18 protein-coding genes are annotated in these 16554 nt (G+C 39.3%); 4 read left to right on the top strand and 14 right to left on the bottom strand.

Annotated elements, in window-relative coordinates:
• The first annotated feature begins 121 nt into the window (after positions 1-121).
• Positions 122-709, top strand: a complete 588-nt coding sequence (locus ML462_RS00395; RefSeq protein WP_240711755.1) for a DUF2911 domain-containing protein — start codon at positions 122-124, stop codon at positions 707-709.
• Between the two features lie 11 nt (positions 710-720).
• On the opposite strand, the gene ML462_RS00400 is transcribed toward ML462_RS00395, so the two are convergent.
• Positions 721-1146, bottom strand: a complete 426-nt coding sequence (locus tag ML462_RS00400; protein WP_240711756.1) for an organic hydroperoxide resistance protein — start codon at positions 1144-1146, stop codon at positions 721-723.
• 103 nt (positions 1147-1249) lie between these two features.
• Between ML462_RS00400 and meaB the strand changes: the two genes are divergently transcribed.
• Complete coding sequence (meaB, locus tag ML462_RS00405) at positions 1250-2326, top strand: methylmalonyl Co-A mutase-associated GTPase MeaB (protein WP_240711757.1); 1077 nt, start codon at positions 1250-1252, stop codon at positions 2324-2326.
• Here meaB and ML462_RS00410 read toward each other — a convergent pair.
• From ML462_RS00410 to ML462_RS00430, 5 genes are all read right to left on the bottom strand, one after another.
• Complete coding sequence (locus ML462_RS00410) at positions 2312-2893, bottom strand: phosphatase PAP2 family protein (RefSeq protein ID WP_240711758.1); 582 nt, start codon at positions 2891-2893, stop codon at positions 2312-2314. The genes meaB and ML462_RS00410 overlap by 15 nt on opposite strands.
• 2 nt (positions 2894-2895) lie before the next feature.
• Complete coding sequence (locus tag ML462_RS00415; RefSeq protein WP_240711759.1) at positions 2896-3126, bottom strand: hypothetical protein; 231 nt, start codon at positions 3124-3126, stop codon at positions 2896-2898.
• Between the two features lie 4 nt (positions 3127-3130).
• Entirely contained in the window at positions 3131-4492 is a 1362-nt protein-coding gene (locus ML462_RS00420; protein ID WP_240711760.1) for an MATE family efflux transporter, read from the bottom strand.
• An 84-nt stretch (positions 4493-4576) separates the two neighbouring features.
• Positions 4577-5998, bottom strand: coding sequence for a M20/M25/M40 family metallo-hydrolase (locus ML462_RS00425; RefSeq protein WP_423738462.1), 1422 nt, complete (start codon positions 5996-5998; stop codon positions 4577-4579).
• A 57-nt stretch (positions 5999-6055) separates the two neighbouring features.
• A complete protein-coding gene (locus tag ML462_RS00430) occupies positions 6056-6940 on the bottom strand; it encodes a PPK2 family polyphosphate kinase (RefSeq protein ID WP_240711761.1) in 885 nt (294 codons plus the stop codon).
• Between the two features lie 75 nt (positions 6941-7015).
• Here ML462_RS00430 and ML462_RS00435 point away from each other — a divergent pair, with 75 nt between their 5' ends.
• Entirely contained in the window at positions 7016-7621 is a 606-nt protein-coding gene (locus tag ML462_RS00435; protein ID WP_240711762.1) for a hypothetical protein, read from the top strand.
• Here ML462_RS00435 and ML462_RS00440 read toward each other — a convergent pair.
• From ML462_RS00440 to ML462_RS00470, 7 genes are all read right to left on the bottom strand, one after another.
• Positions 7618-8784, bottom strand: a complete 1167-nt coding sequence (locus ML462_RS00440) for a sigma-54-dependent transcriptional regulator (protein WP_240711763.1) — start codon at positions 8782-8784, stop codon at positions 7618-7620. The two genes, ML462_RS00435 and ML462_RS00440, sit on opposite strands and share 4 nt — an antisense overlap.
• Positions 8784-9686 (bottom strand): DUF6268 family outer membrane beta-barrel protein, encoded by a 903-nt coding sequence (locus ML462_RS00445; protein ID WP_341481562.1) that lies wholly within the window; start codon positions 9684-9686, stop codon positions 8784-8786. The genes ML462_RS00440 and ML462_RS00445 overlap by 1 nt, the downstream gene beginning before the upstream one ends.
• Positions 9673-10608: a mechanosensitive ion channel family protein gene (locus ML462_RS00450; protein ID WP_240711764.1), complete on the bottom strand. Its 936-nt coding sequence runs from the start codon at positions 10606-10608 to the stop codon at positions 9673-9675. The genes ML462_RS00445 and ML462_RS00450 overlap by 14 nt, the downstream gene beginning before the upstream one ends.
• A gap of 2 nt (positions 10609-10610) precedes the next feature.
• The gene (locus ML462_RS00455) at positions 10611-11906 is read right to left on the bottom strand and encodes an ABC transporter permease (RefSeq protein WP_240711765.1); all 1296 of its coding nucleotides are present in this window, start codon (positions 11904-11906) and stop codon (positions 10611-10613) included.
• Positions 11899-12828, bottom strand: a complete 930-nt coding sequence (locus ML462_RS00460) for an ABC transporter ATP-binding protein (protein ID WP_240711766.1) — start codon at positions 12826-12828, stop codon at positions 11899-11901. Before ML462_RS00460 ends, ML462_RS00455 begins: the two co-directional genes overlap by 8 nt.
• Positions 12829-13036: 208 nt before the next feature.
• Positions 13037-14149 (bottom strand): molecular chaperone DnaJ, encoded by a 1113-nt coding sequence (gene dnaJ / locus ML462_RS00465; RefSeq protein WP_240711767.1) that lies wholly within the window; start codon positions 14147-14149, stop codon positions 13037-13039.
• 32 nt (positions 14150-14181) lie between these two features.
• Entirely contained in the window at positions 14182-14775 is a 594-nt protein-coding gene (locus ML462_RS00470; RefSeq protein WP_240711768.1) for a nucleotide exchange factor GrpE, read from the bottom strand.
• A 153-nt stretch (positions 14776-14928) separates the two neighbouring features.
• Between ML462_RS00470 and ML462_RS00475 the strand changes: the two genes are divergently transcribed.
• Entirely contained in the window at positions 14929-15597 is a 669-nt protein-coding gene (locus tag ML462_RS00475; RefSeq protein ID WP_240711769.1) for a YceI family protein, read from the top strand.
• Positions 15598-15645: 48 nt separating this feature from the next.
• Here ML462_RS00475 and ML462_RS00480 read toward each other — a convergent pair whose 3' ends face one another.
• Positions 15646-16551 carry a TIGR01777 family oxidoreductase gene (locus ML462_RS00480; RefSeq protein WP_240711770.1) on the bottom strand — a complete coding sequence of 302 codons (906 nt, stop codon included), beginning with the start codon at positions 16549-16551 and terminating at the stop codon, positions 15646-15648.
• Positions 16552-16554: the final 3 nt, after the last annotated feature.

Genomic DNA, 16554 nt, shown 5'->3' on the forward strand with positions numbered 1-16554 from the left:
CAAAACAACCCGCGTTGCAAAATTTCTGAAAAAAAATTCAGATTCTCATTTATATTCACAATATTCACTGAATTAAGCCGTTGTGGCCGGCTTTTTGAAAAAATAAATCTAAAGAGACCCTATGAACAGTAATACAAAGCTTGGTTTAAAGATTGGTGGTATTGTTATATTTCTCTCCATCGTTCTTTTACTCATCTTCAGGTATACCACAAAAGCTCATAGCCCTGAAGATACCGTAACATTCAACCAGGATGGTTTGAAACTTGAAGTTTTCTACAATCGGCCCTATAAAAGAGACCGGGAGATCTTCGGTAATATTGTTCCGTATAATGAAGTATGGAGAACAGGAGCCAATGAAGCTACTACCTTTGAGACTAACAAGGATATACTGGTAGACGGAAGTAAATTGAAAGCAGGCAAATATACTCTTTGGACTATTCCCATGGAAAATAGCTGGAAGATCATGTTCAATTCAAAAATGTACCCATGGGGTATCAACCTCGAGAAGGAAGCTTATCGCGATCCAAGGTTCGATTCTCTGGTTTTGGAAAGACCTGTTGAAAAAACTGAAATAATCCGGGAACAATTCACTATTCTATTCGAAGAATCTGGAGAATTTGTAGATATGATCCTTGCCTGGGATAATACCAGCATAAGCATTCCTATAAAAAAGGAAGAGGCACCGAATGGCACCTCTTCAAATGAATAATATCTTATAAATTACTCGTCTAATAACAAGTTTAAAGTTACATCTATATTATCGCGTGTTGCTCTGGAGTAAGGACAAACCTCGTGTGCTTCATTTACCAGTTTCTCTCCGGTTTCCACATCAACTCCTGGAAGGTAAGAGTCAAGAATTACTGAAAGCTGAAGGTTACCTGAATCGGTTTCACCTAGTTTTACCGTAGCAGTAACACTATAATCCCCGAGGTCTACTTTATGTTTTTTTGCAACTGCTTCAAGAGCGCTACCGTAGCAAGCCGAATATCCGGCTCCAAAAAGTTGTTCCGGATTTGAATGATCCCCACCTTTACCACCAAGACCTTCCGGTTTTTTAAGTTCCATGTCCAGAATTCCATCCTCACTTCGAGTGCGACCATTACGCCCACCATGGGTAGTTACCTTAGTTTTATACAAATTCTTCATTGCGTGAAATAATTTAAGTAATTTAGTTTTTATCAATATACCAAGCATTTCATGATGCCTGAAACGCGAATTCATAAAATTGTCATAAATATTCCTCCCAAGTTTGAATAAAAAACAGCAAAAATCAGCCTTAAGCGAGTCTCAAAGTAAGCCATTATCAGGAAATGTAAGTCCCGAATCAGCAAAACGCATTAGAGGTTTCAGGAAGAATAAGTTTTCTGAAAAGGACCTATTGAAAGAATTGCTCAATGGAAATAAAACCGCCCTGGGAAAAGGTATCACTTTAATAGAAAGCAACCAGAAAACGCATCAGAAGCAAGCTGAATATCTAATCGAAGGGGCTCTCCCCTATGCGCATAAATCCATACGAATAGGAATTACAGGGGTGCCCGGAGTTGGAAAAAGCACCTTCATTGAAAGTTTTGGATCCTATTTAATAGACCAGGGGAAAAGAGTGGCCGTACTTGCGGTTGATCCTAGCAGTTCTGTCTCTCATGGAAGCATACTCGGGGACAAAACCCGAATGGAAAAACTGGTTACTAAACCAGAAGCCTTCATACGTCCTTCTCCTAGTGGAGATTCTTTGGGTGGTGTAGCACGTAAGACTAGGGAAAGCATTTTGCTCTGTGAAGCTGCTGGCTTCGATGTAATCCTTATTGAAACTGTGGGCGTAGGCCAAAGCGAAACCACCGTTCACAGCATGACAGATTTTTTCCTGCTCTTAAAACTGGCAGGAGCCGGTGATGAACTACAGGGTATTAAAAGAGGAATTGTTGAAATGGCCGATGCGATCGTGATCAATAAAGCAGATGGTGATAACCAAAAAGCTGTCAGGGACGCGAAACTGGAATTTAATCGAGCATTACAATTGTACCCGCCTAAAGAAAGTGAATGGAAGCCTGAAGTTAAATTATGTAGCGCACTTTATAATGATGGTGTTGAGGATATCTGGAAGATGATTAAAGAATTCAAGGTGAAGGTTGATGATAATGAATATTTTCATCATAACCGCTTAGAGCAAAACAAATTCTGGCTTTTTCAAACCATCAACGATTACCTTAAAAGCCGGTTTTATGAGAATCCAAAAATCAAGGACGCCCTAAAGGAGCAATTAAAAATGATCGAGGAGAATAAAACTACTGCCTTCGCCGCGGCGAAGCATTTGCTAAGCCTGGCTTAGATCTTTCTTGAGGATCTTAAGAGTGGTAAATTTCCTTAAATGATGAAATAAAAATCCGAAGATCAACCCTATGATCATCCCCGTTATCACGTCACCAGGATAGTGCACACCCAGGTAAATTCTGCTGTATGACACGACTACAGCCCAGAATATTAGAAAAATGACCAGTTTAGGATAATGTTTTTTGAATAATAGACTTAAAAATACAGCCACTCCGGTTGAATTCGCTGCGTGCGCCGAGAAATAACCGTATCTGCCACATCTTTCTGCCACGTAACGAGCATATTCCATTACTCCTTCCTGCCGGCATGGCCTAGGTCTTTCAAAGCCGTGTTTGAACAAATTTGCCAACTGATCTGTAGCAGTAATTAAAAGCGTTACCACGACCATGGTAATAATGGTAGACTGCCAACCAAATTTTCGAAATATCAGGTATAAAAGAAGTGCATAAAGTGGGATGGCCATCCATTTATCACTAATTGAGATCCACAGCCAGTCCCATGTTTCCATTCCCAGATTATTCAGGTACAGGAATAACTCCCGGTCTAATTCGGCTAGTTTTTCCATTTTTATCCTTCTTCGTATCGATTTACTTCCCGATCATAGAACTCGTTGGCCTGAGTGATAAGGCTTTCTGCCTCGCTGGAAAGCTCTTTTTCATCTTCCTTATCAAAATCTTCTAACCATTCAACTTCATCATCTTTAAGGTCGATAATAAAACGAGGAAATTCTGTATGTATGACGAATATTGAATCTGGTAAATCGGTGTTATCACCTAGTATAAATTTTGGAAGCTCCATATTTTTAAGCTATTAAAGGTTCTTTAGTTCTAATTAATTTTCGGCTTAGATAATTAAAGCGGAAATATAATAATAATGCCGAGGATGTCAATCCCGCCAGCAATCCCATCCAGATTCCCATGCTTCCCATTCTTTCCGGCTGACCGAAGTAATAACTTACGGGGAAGCCGATAACCCAGTAAGCTATAAAACAAATAAGGGTAGGAAGTTTTACATCCTGTAATCCTCGCAATGCTCCCAGAATCACTACCTGCATCCCATCGCTTAACTGGAATACAGCCGCAACGATGAGCAGTTGAGCGGCAAGGTTTACCACTTCAAAATTATCAATATAAAAGCCCGGCAAAATATCTTTCAGCAAAATGAAAAGCAGGGCGAAGACACCCATTATAAGGAAAACCAACAAGAAAATTGAAAAACTTATTCTCCTTAGCTCTCGATAAGCTTTTAACCCTACCTGGTTCCCTACTCTAATAGTTGCGGTAACTCCCAATCCTACCGCGATCATAAAGGTCATCGAAGCTAGATTTAGCGCGATCTGGTTAGCCGCCTGCGGATTGGTTCCTAGGTTTCCGGCAAGGAATACGGTAGCTGTAAAAATAGCTACTTCGAAGAACATTTGTAAAGCGGTTGGAAAGCCTAAAGCCAGCAATCGCTTGAAGATAGTCCATTTGATCATCTCTTTTTTAGACCACTTAAAATATTCTACAAATTTCGATTTTCGACGTAGTATTTCCCAAATGAACCATAACATGAAGAACCTTGAAATTAGAGTTCCTATAGCAGCTCCTTCGAGTTCCAGCCTCGGGAAGATCCAGATTCCGTAAATAAGCAGGTAGTTGAAAACTACATTCACCACGTTAGAAAGCAAGGTGGCATACATAGAATACCGGGTTTGGGACAAACCATCTGCAAACTGCTTAAACGCCTGGAAAGCCATTAATGGCAGCATGGAAAAAGCTACAATATTGAGATATGGAATGGCCAGTTCAACCACTTCGGGCGGTTGATCCAAATAATAAAGTAAAGGCTTTGCTATTAAAAGCATGATAAAAAGGAAAAGTCCGCTCAGACTACTTAAAATAAGTCCATGATGAAAATAGCTACGACCACCTTCCAGGTCATCTGCGCCGTCTGCTTCTGCAATTAGGGGAGTGATGGCGAAAGAAAAACCAATCCCCAGAGACATGGTGATAAAAACCAGGGCATTTCCAAGGGATACAGCCGCGAGTGGTGCCGCTCCCAGCCTACCTATCATCAGGTTATCTACAAGACCAACCATCACATGACCTAACTGACCCAACATCACCGGGTAGGCGATATTAAGGTTCTTCTTGAATTCTTTGGTATAGGCCGTAAGCTGCAAAACGATTTTTTAGGTTTGCAAAGGTAGCCTCTTTAGATTTCTCTGAAAGGGATAAGCTTTAATAAATTTATCAGCTATTGTAGATTAATCTGGTAACTCTGCCGAGTCATTGCTAATATTACCAAGACCGTATTTATCAACAAGATAAACCAGCGAAGCCATGGTAGCGGCACCTAATTCCAGTTCTCTTTTATTTACTGCATCAAAAGTATCGTTGGCCGCATGATGGTGATCAAAATATCTCTGAGAATCTGGTCTTAGTCCTGCCAGAACCGTATCTCCTCCTTCAAGTGGTCCGATATCAGCACCGCCACCACCTTTTTTAAAATAATGGATCAGGTAAGGTTCAAAAAGTCCTTTCCAGGATAAGATTTTATTAAATTGCTGATCTGTAGCCGTGATTCCAAAACCTCTTGGAGTAAATCCGCCAGCGTCGCTTTCCAGTGCAAAAATGTGCTCTTCAGATTTGGAAGCAGCAACCTCAGCATACTTCTTACCTCCACGCAGACCATTCTCCTCATTCATAAAGAGTACAACCCTAATAGTTCTTTTGGGCTCATACCCAATTTCCTTGAATAACCTCAATACTTCCATAGACTGAACAACTCCGGCTCCGTCATCATGTGACCCGTCTCCAAGATCCCATGAATCCAAATGCCCTCCAACCACCATGATCTCATCGGGATATTTAGTACCTGTGATCTCTCCAATAACGTTGTAAGACTCTACATCTTCATGTTGCTCACAATTCATTTTGAAATAAAACTTCAGATCTTTCTGGATCTTTAGAATTGAGCTAAGATATTCCGCATCATTTGTAGAAATTGCCGCTGCCGGAATTCTATCTTTCACAGGAGTATCACCGTAGCTCATGGAACCTGTGTGAGGAAGATCGTCCATTCTCAGGTTCATCGACCTTACAATAACTCCAACGGCACCATATTTAGCTGCCTCCTTTGCACCAGAATATCTCTGGTCTACACAACCACCGTAGGCATCAAAAGTCTGAATATGGTCTGCACGCATAGGACGGTTATAAAAAACTATTCTTCCTTCAATATTCTCTTTTCCGTATTCCTTTAATTGTTCGATTCCCTGAACCTCAATAACTTGAGCCTTTGTACCTCCTTCTCCAGTGGCTACTGAACCTCCTAAAGCGGTAATATTCACATTACGGGTTTCTCCCGGGCCGGTTTGAACGTAGGCAAACTCTCTCCCTCCCCTGGTCCATTTTGGAACCATCACCGGTTGCAACCATACTTTATCCAGGCCTAATTTTTCCAACTCTGCTTTTGTATATTGCACCGCCTGTTCTGCACCGTAGGAACCTGAAAGGCGGCTTCCAATCTCATTCGACAAATGATCTAACCAGTCATAGCTTTTCCCGTTTAAAAGGGACATATCATAAACCTTTCTAATGTTCAATGAGTCTGTGATAGTATTAGATTGAGAGTGCATCATTAACCCCGAAAATAGGAGTAACAGCATAGAACAAAATGATCTCATGGAAATTGCTTTTTGCTGCTAAATAACAGTATTTTTTTTATTTATGCGAACCGAATCTCAATTCTTTTCCCGGCTTAGCTGCTCACGATAATCGGCTAAATTCTTCTTGATGTCTGGATCCAATTCTGGCTCTTTCACATCCTTATATTGGATAAGCTCCTCATAGAGGATCTTTGCTACCAGTAAGCGGGCAGTATCTTTATCATCTGAAGGAATAATATACCACGGGGCTTTTTTGGTGGATGTATTATTAATGGCGTCCTGGTAGCATTCCTGATAAGTATTCCAAAGCTTACGTTCTTCAAGGTCACCCGGAGAGAATTTCCAGTTTTTATTCGGTTTATTCAGTCTCCTCAGCAATCGTTGGCGCTGTTCTTCTTTAGAGAGATGAAGAAAGAATTTAAAAATAATGGTACCATTATTTGCAAGGTGCTCTTCAAATTTTTTGATGCTATCAAATCTTTGTTCCCAAAATCGAGTATTCACATCTTCTATAGATTTTATTCCTGGTAAATTTTCGTTTAGTAAATACTCAGGATGCACTCTTGTAACCAATACATTTTCGTAGTGCGTACGGTTAAAAACTCCAAATTTTCCACGTTCGGGCAGGAGTACATAATGCCGCCATAGATAATCATGTTTTAGTTCTCTACTGGAGGGCGTTTTAAAACTATGCACCACCACACCCCTGCTATTAAAATCTTTGAAAACTTCTCTAATTAAACTATCCTTTCCTGCAGTATCCATTCCCTGAAGACATATTAGAACAGAATATTTCCCGTGGGCGTATAATTTATCCTGCCAGTCTCCGAGATCTTTTCTGATCTGCTTCATCTTATTTTTAATATCCTCTTTAGATTCATTTAACTCCATACGGGTTCTAACTCCGGAAAGTTCAATTTTCGAGGTTACCTTTAATTTGGTGTGATCAATTTTCTCCATACTTAAAATATCTTAGCCCTAAGATACAATCTTTAGAAGAGTTAAATTTTTTATCTTCGCGCCAAAACAATCGCATTGGATAAGTTAGAGAGAAAAGATATCATCGATAAGGTAACTACGCTATTAAAGGAGATCCCTTCTTCTATGGATATCGTAAAAAAGGGAGGAAATCGTGACGCGCGGTTTAGGTATCTTGCTACTCATATGGTAGATAAAGCCATTGAAAAAGATGCTCTTATCTTATCTGAAAACCGCCAGGGAATAGCTATTCTTTTTAAAACCAGTAAAAAAGATGACAATATCTGGAAGGAGCTTTGGACTCAATTAAAACTGGTTGCGAATGTTACCGGGGTTAAGAATGCCCTTGATATTTTAAAAACTCAGAAGTACATCAAGAATCAGAGACCGCAGGAAGGGGAATATTTATATTGCTGGTTCTGGGGTATCCTTAAGGAGTACCGCGGTGCAGATACTCAAGTTGGGAAAGAAATGAAAGACGAATTCTTCAAAATAGCGCATGATACCGGACTGGAGCTATATGCAGAAACCCGTGGCAGAACAAATGCCATTGTCTACCAACGGGTTGGTTTTGATCTTTTTCATGAATGGGATCATCCAAGTGGTGACACCATGTATTTCTTAAAATATAATCCTAACAATCCAAGAAATAAGCGGCCTTAGAATCTGCTACCGAAAAGTTCTACATCTTCTTCAGTAATTTGTTTTCCACCTAGAATGAAGAGACGTTCTACTACGTTTCTCAATTCTCTTACGTTTCCTCTCCACTCGCTTTCTTTAAGCTTTTCCAGGGCAGCTTTTGAGAATTCTTTTTTATTGGTTCCCTGTTCATTGGCGATCTTCTCGCTGAAGTAATCTACAAGTAGCGGAATATCATCTTTCCTGTCTTTAAGTGCTGGAACCTCGATAAGTATAACTGCTAACCTGTGATAAAGATCTTCCCTGAAATTATTTTCCTCAATTTCTTTTTTAAGATCTTTATTGGTTGCGGCAACTACCCTTACATCTACCTTTATATCCTTGTCGCTTCCTACTCGTGAAATTTTATTTTCCTGAAGTGCACGTAGAACCTTTGCTTGTGCAGAAAGGCTCATATCACCAATTTCATCCAGAAATATTGTTCCTTTGTTGGCCGCTTCAAATTTCCCGGCCCGGTCTTTATTTGCCGAGGTAAATGCACCTTTCACATGACCGAATAATTCACTTTCAATTAATTCTGAAGGTATAGCGGCACAATTAACTTCCACCATGGGACCTTTAGAGCGGTCGCTTTTCTGATGAAGCCAGTGAGCTACCAATTCCTTACCCGTTCCATTTGGACCGGTAATCAATACCCGCGCGTCTGTATGCGCAACCTTTTCTATCATCTCTTTGATATTCTGAATCTCTTCAGATTCTCCTATCATTTGGTAATTCTTGCTAACCTTCTTCTTCAGGCGGGTATTCTCTACTACAAGTTCCTTTCTGTCCAGGGCGTTTCTTACCGTGTTCAGTAACCTGTTTAGATCTGGTGGTTTGGAGATATAATCAAAAGCACCCATTTTCATAGTGTTAACTGCCGTATCTAAATCTCCGTGACCGGAAATCATTACTATCGGAATTTCAGGTTTTATCTTTTTCACCGCTTCAAGCACCTCAACTCCATCCATTTTCGGCATTTTGATATCGCATAGGATAAGGTCGAAATCTTCATTTTTCACCAGTTCAACCCCAGCAAGACCGTCCTCTGCTTCAATCACTTCATAATCCTTACTTTCTTCGGTAAGTATTTTATTTAAAACTCTTCTTATCGACGCTTCGTCTTCTATTAATAAAATTTTTGCCATTAGAATATTGTGAATTTTAATCCACTTCTACCATAAAAGGTATTAGTTTCATTTATTGTATAAACATCATCCTGATTACTGTCTCGTAACCTTATATCATTTCTTATTGTATGTCCTCCGTAGATATAAAACTTGAGGTGATCTGTAAGGCTAAATTCATAACCCAGCCCGCTTAGAACTATAGTCATGGAAATATTTTCTGCGATATTATCATTTCCGGTATTTGAAGGAGTAGCATCAAAATTTTCCTGAATATTCGCAAAAAAACCATCCAGGGTTACGAAGGCCTGGACTTCATGCCTGGAGTTAAAATAGTATTTTAAATTGGATTTTGGTGTCCCAACCGCGAAAGACCATTTCTCATCCCAACGCTTATAATAATTTACTATGGGTAAAGGAAATGGGAACCCGGCTGTGGTTGAATATCTCAATCCCAGTATCCAACGTGTGGCATCATCATTTACAGGATCTTCTTTTCTTCGTATAAATATTACCGTTCCTGTATAAATGAGATCATCGCTAATAATATCTCCTTTAGAGAAGTTTGATGCGATCTTCACTCCCGTTTCAGCTCCAAATCTCCAATATTCCCCAATCTTAAAAGTATATCCGAGAGTTGCCGTAAAAGACTGAAAACGGTCCAGATCACTCGTATCAAAAACTTCTGGGTCATTATATTTAAAATTAACATTCCTGTATTCCAGGCTGGGCACTAAATAAGTGCCTTCTTTTTTCATTCTTATGGGAAAAGCAGCAATAGCCCGGGCCCTTCTAAATGAATTATCTGAATTCTTCTGAGGAAAATAAGTATACTCTATCCTGGCCAGATCTGTTTGTTGGGCAATCCCTGCCTCACAAAAAAATAAAATCAGTAAAAGCAATAAAATTTTACGCATCATCATTATCCTCAAATTCTTCCTGTTTTTGAATATTGTTAGGGTAGAACATATGTACATCTCTTTGCGGGAAAGGAATCGTAATGCTGTTCAGCCTGAATTTATTATTGATCTTAAACCTGAGTTCACTCTTTACTTTGGGATCTACAAAACTATCTGAAACATAAAAATGCAGTCCAAAAAGCAAAGCTGAGTCCCCAAAATCTTCAAAGAGGATAAAAGGCTCGGGTTTCTTCAGAATTCCTTTTTGTTCACGGGCACATTCCAGTAGTACCTCTCTAACCTTCTCCACATCGCTTCCATAGGAAACGCCTACCTTAACTACTTCCCTTGTGGTCTTATGATTCTGTGTGTAATTAAAAACGGTATCACTAATGAACTTGTGATTCGGGATGATCATGACCTTATCATCCCTGGTTAAAGCCCTGGTTGTTCTAAGCTTAATTTCAAAAACCCGTGCAACGCGACCATCCATTTCTATCACATCTCCAACTAGAAGTGATTTATCAAGTATGATGAATATACCACCTATCACATCCTGAAAAAGTTCCTGTAAGGCAAGCCCAAGTCCAACAAAAAGAGCAGCAGAAGCAGTAAGTAAAATTGTGACATCTACCCCTGTGGAACTCAGTGTAATTAATATTACGGTAAGATAGACGAAATATTTTATGAACTTAAAAACACTTATAAACTTCATTTTATCTTCATCCATTAATTTGGATGTGATAAATGACCTGGTAATTCGAAGAACCACACTTGTTATCAAAAAGGCCAGAATGATGATAACAATAAGGCCTACTGTGATCTTAATTTCCTCTCCACCAATAGAATAACTAAATCCTGCATTCCATATTTCCTTAATAAGCCCCCAGATATCCTGCTCGATAACTTCTGTCACCTTTTCCTTAGCCGATTGTTCCTCCTGCATACTTAATATTTAAGCCATTTAAACAATTCTTTATAGGTGGGTTTCTTTCCATACATAAGAATTCCAACCCTATAGATCTTAGCCGATATCCATAATACTCCAAAATTGGTAGCTATCAAAATACTGATGGAAATAGCAATTTCCCACCATGGCACCCCAAAAGGAATGCGCATTAACATTACGATAGGAGAAGTGAGCGGTATAATGGAAAATATTGTAGAAACAGTGCCGTGTGGATTTTCAACGACTGAAAAGAATCCTACATAAATCCCCAGAATTAAAGGCAAAATAATAGGAAACATGAATTGCTGGGTATCGGTCTCACTATCTACCGCGGCACCAATTGCAGCATAAATAGCGCTATAAAGAAAATATCCACCTAAAAAATAAATTACGAAAAAGCTAAGTAAACTGGCATAAGGCAGCTTCATTATATCTATCACCAATTGGTTGATCTCCGGCTGGGCGGCACCATTAATAGCTGCGGAAGCTGGTGTTTGGGCCTGGGCAGGGTCTATTCCTAAAAATGAAGAAACCCCCAGTAAAAGCACAGTCCCCAAAATGATCCAGACCGTAAACTGGGTTATTCCGGCAAGTGAAGTTCCCAATACCTTCCCTAATAAAAGTTGAAATGGCTTAACGGATGATACAATGATCTCGATAATTCGATTTGTTTTTTCCTCGATCACACTGCGCATTACCATGTTCCCGTAAATAATTATGAACATCATGAGCAGGTAGCCTGCTGCTCCCCCAAAAAACATTTTTATATAATTAGACATTTTGGAGCTCTGTTCTCCGGAAAAGTTCTGTATCTCTACGTCGATACTGGCTTTCGCTTTGTCTATTTCAGAAATATCGATGCCCTTAGCGATTAGTTGATCCCTGGTGAGTTTATCTGAGATCGTTTTTTCAATATTTTCTACGGTACCAAAACCTGGAGAATCTTTCCCTAAAAATTCAACTTCGGGTTTTCCAGTTTCTTTATCTAATTCAGAAATATGTATAAGGCCGAAATATTCATTTTCCAGTACTTCCTTTCGGGCTTCGGCGAGAGATTTTTTAGAATAATCCAGGTATTGCACCTGTTCAGCATCTTTAAATTCGGCCACGAATATCTCGCTTTCATCATATATTCCAATAATCTTTTGTTCGGTACTGTTCAGCATGCTTAAATATGCTATCAAAATGATCATCCCTACGAATATAAGAGGACTCAGAAAGGTCATAATGATAAAGGTCTTATTTCTAACCCTTGCCAGGTATTCCCGGTTTATTATAAGCCTTAGGTTACGCATTTTGGGTAACGGTTTTAATAAAAATATCGTTCACAGAAGGGATAACTTCAACAAAATGGTTGACTCTTGCCCTTGGCATAAGGTATCTCAACAAATCATTTGAGGTTTCATTATCTTTAAGTTTGATAGTGAGCTTAAGGTCATCTTGGATACTTTTAAATTTAGCAGGGGCTATGGCGAATCTGTTCTCGAGATCACGGTGCAAGCTGGTTTCATCATCTGCATCTATCCCAACTTCATAGGTATTGGATTTATATTCTTTTTTTATTTCGGAAACCTTACCATCCAGCAGTTTATTAGACCTGTGGATAAGTGCAATATAATCGCATAATTCCTCAACGCTTTCCATTCTATGCGTAGAGAACAAAATGGTGGCACCTTCCTCTTTTAGTTGCAGAATTTCGTCCTTGATAAGATTTGCGTTCACTGGATCAAAGCCACTAAAAGGCTCGTCAAAAATCAATAACTTCGGTCTATGAAGTACGGTTATGACAAATTGTACCTTCTGAGCCATACCTTTTGAAAGTTCCTGGATCTTTTTATTCCACCAACCCTCCATCTCAAACTTTTTAAACCAATACCGGAGTCTCTCCTTTGCTTCAGATTTGCTTAACCCTTTAAGCCTTGCCAGATAAAGCGCCTGCTCTCCAACTTTCATTGATTTATACAAACCTCTTTCCTCCGGAAGATATCCAATATGTGCAACATCATTAGGGTGTAAAGCTCTACCATCTAGATAAACCTTTCCCTCGTCTGGCATGGTGATTTGATTGATAATACGAAGAAGGGTGGTCTTTCCAGCCCCATTGGGACCTAGTAATCCAAAAATGCTTTGTTTGGGAATATTTATTGAAACGTTATTAAGAGCAGTGAAGTTTCCGAAGCGTTTATAGATATTCTCGGCAACCAAAAGATTTTCCATATAGTCATTTGAGAAGTGTTAAAGATATAGAAATAGGCAGAGACTTGCAGTCGATTAAGAAGATTTTATAATTTACAAACCTCTCTAAAAATAAAACCCACCCTTAATTAGATTAAGGATGGGAAAAAAATTGCTATGAAAAAGAAAAATTATCACTAAAAGAATTAGTGATTCTCAAATATATAAATTTTTTCTTAAAACCGGCTTTTTAAGAAAACATATCTTTAACTTTTTCAAAGAATGATTTATCACTTTTTTCGGGATTTGGCTGGAAATTGTCATCCTCAGCCATTCTTTCGAAAAATTCTTTCTGCTCCCTGGATAGTGTTTTTGGCGTCCAAACGTTCACATGCACAAGTAAGTCTCCCTTACCATATCCATTGATACTGTTTATACCTTTTCCTCTAAGTCTTAAGATCTTTCCAGATTGCACACCTTCTTCCACTTTTATACGCACCTTCCCGGTTACGGTGTCGATCTCTCTGGATGTACCTAGAGCGGCTTCAGAATAGCTTATATACAAGTCATAATGCAGGTTATCACCTTCTCTTTGTAGACTTGGATGTTCTTTTTCCTCAATGGCCACCAAAAGGTCTCCGGCAATTCCATTTCCAGGAGCATCATTACCTTTTCCAGAAACTTTCAATTGCATACCGTCTTCAACTCCTGCCGGGATTTTAATAGATACGGTCTCTTCTTTCATTACCAGACCCTGAGCATCTGCTCCATCTGGTTTTTTATCGATCATCTGTCCGCTACCACCACAGGTAGTACAAGGGGATGCCGTTTGCATTCTACCAAGAATGGTGTTCGTCACTCTGGTCACCTGGCCTGTTCCATTACAGGTATTACAGGTTGTGTAAGTAGTTCCAGACGCCTGGACCTTTCTCTTCACCTTGATCTTCTTTTCGCAACCATTTGCGATCTCTTCCAGAGTAAGACTTACTCTTATTCTAAGGTTACTTCCTTTTGCACGACGCTGGCCACCGCCAAAGCCTCCAAAACCGGAGAAGCCGCCTCCAAAACCGCCACCAAAGATATCACCGAACTGGCTGAATATGTCGTCCATATTCATGCCACCTCCGCCGAAGCCACCACCTTCAAAGGCCTGGTGACCAAATCGATCATATTTGGCTCTCTTTTCCTGATTTCCTAAAACTTCATAAGCCTCAGCAGATTTCTTGAACATTTCCTCGGCCTTAGGATCCCCTGAATTCTTATCTGGGTGATACTTTAAGGCCATTTTCCTATATGCCTTTTTTATTTCGTCTGCTGAAGCATCCTTGCTTATGCCTAATATTTCGTAATAATCTTCTTTCATGTTGGGTTTTTACAAATTTGTAAAAGCTGTTCTTATTTTCCGGTAACTACTTTTGGAAATCTAATGATTCTCTCACCTAGTTTATATCCAGGCTCAACCACATCAACAATCTTGCCTTTAAGTTCATCTGAAGGTGCAGGTACCTGGGTAATAGCTTCATGAATTTCTGAATCGAAATCACTACCCTGCTCTACTTCCATCCTTTCAAGACCTTTAGCTTTGAGGGTTTCTTTAAGCTTGTTATGAATAAGCTCGATCCCTTTTAATAAGTTTTCATCTCCAGATTTTTTTAGTTCATTCAAAGCCCTGTCAAAATCATCCATAACTGGCAGCATAGCTGTCATTACTTCCTGATTGGCAGTCTTGAATAATTCAAGTCTCTCTTTTGAAGTTCGTCTTTTATAATTTTCGAATTCAGCGAAAAGCCTGAGAAATTTATCCTTTTCTTTCTGAAGATCTTCCTTTAGCTGCTCCTCTTCGGTAAACTCGCCATCTTTGGTACTGGTTTGCTTCTGAGTACTTTCATCATTTTCATCTACCTCATCTATGGCATTGTCTATAGCCTCCTCTACCTGATCTTTAAGATCGTTATTTTCGTCTTTTAATTTATCTTCTTTCCGACTCATCTCTTTAATTTTATCTTACACGCACAACGGGACAAAATCATTGCCAATTCTAACCAGATGTCAAAATGTCACAAGATATTTTTAGTAAATTATTATGAATTGCCGAACCGGATTACTCTTACATTTGCTGCCGAACTTTTTAAAACTTAAATAATGAAAAGAATTTTTCTAAACGCATTTGTAATTGCTGGTCTTGGACTGGGGCTTACCGGATGTAAAAACGACAATAAAGAAGCTGAAGTGTCTGAAGCAAAAGAAGCAGCTTCTGCTGAAGCGGAAGCAATGAGCTTTACTGTTGATACTACCGAGTCTGTAATCAAATGGCAAGGTGAAAAACCAACCGGAACTCATACCGGAACGATCAAAGTTGCTAAAGGATCTTTTAAAGCTAACGATAGCGTAATTGAAAGTGGAACTTTTGTGATCGACATGCAGTCTATTGAAGTTACAGATCTTGAAGGAGAGGAAAAAGCTAACCTGGAAGCTCACTTAAAAGGTACCGTTGAAGGTAAGGAAGGTGACTTTTTTAATGTTAACGAATTCCCTAAAGCTACTTTCGAAGTAACCGGCATCACCGAGGAGCAGGGACAATCTATGCTTCAAGGTAACCTTACCATGAAGGAAGAAACTAAAAACATTTCTTTTCCGGTAAGTATCTCTAAAGACGGTGAATCTATTTTGATCACTAGCGAAGAGTTTACTATAGACCGTACCAAATGGAACGTAAACTACGGTTCTAAGTCGGTTTTTGAAGGTCTTGGAGATAAATTTATCAACGATGATGTTTCCTTAAAAATCAATCTGAAAGCTAAGAAGGCTTAATAGATATTTTTAATATGAAAGTAGCCCTGCATGAAAATGCGGGGCTTTTTATTTGGTTAGATCTCCCAACGCCCTTGCCAGGCTGGTGTAATTGAAATTATATCCTAATTCTTCAATTTTTTTGGAGCTTACCAGCTGACTGGAGAGCACGATTTGGGACATTTCACCAAGTAACGCCTTTAACGCGATCTTCGGAACATTGGGTAGCCAGACAGATTTCCCCATTTGTTTGGCGAGATCATGAGTAAGTTCCTTGTTAGTTACAGGATTTGGTGCCACCGCATTATATACACCCGTCAGCTCATTTTCAATTGCGTAGAGAAAAATTCCTGCCAGATCATCAATGTGGATCCAGGATTGCCACTGTTTTCCTGAACCAAGTGCTGCTCCCATATTCAGGGAAATAGGTTTTTTGATCTTTTCCAGCATTCCGCCATCTTCTGCTAGCACTAATCCAACTCTTATTTTAGCAACATCCAGCCCGAGTTTTTCAAATCTATCGGCAGCAGCTTCCCATTTCTTAACCACTTTACCAACAAAATTATCGGCTACAACTTTATCATCTTCAAAATATAGCTTTTCAAGGGAACTAGGATAAATCCCGATTGCGCTGGCTGAAATAAAATTTTCTACCTGGTTGGGTTCACTTTCCAGAGTTTCATATAGTAGAGCTGCAGTTTCTGTACGGCTCCTTATTATTTCCTTTTTATAAGAATTAGACCAGGGTTCCGCAATACTGGCACCGGCAAGATGTATGATAGTCTTTACACCTTCGATGCATCCCTTCTCGATCTCTTTAGTAGATGGGTCCCAATAAAATCCCTGATAGTTTTCCTCTTTTTCTATTTTGGATTTACTCGTGGTAAGATAATTTACTTTTATACCTTTTTCCCGGCATAAACTACTCAACTTTGAACCTATAAGTCCTGTTGCACCTGTAATTAAAACCCGCATACT

This window comes from Christiangramia lutea (assembly GCF_022489035.1).
Taxonomy (GTDB): Bacteria; Bacteroidota; Bacteroidia; order Flavobacteriales; family Flavobacteriaceae; genus Christiangramia; species Christiangramia lutea.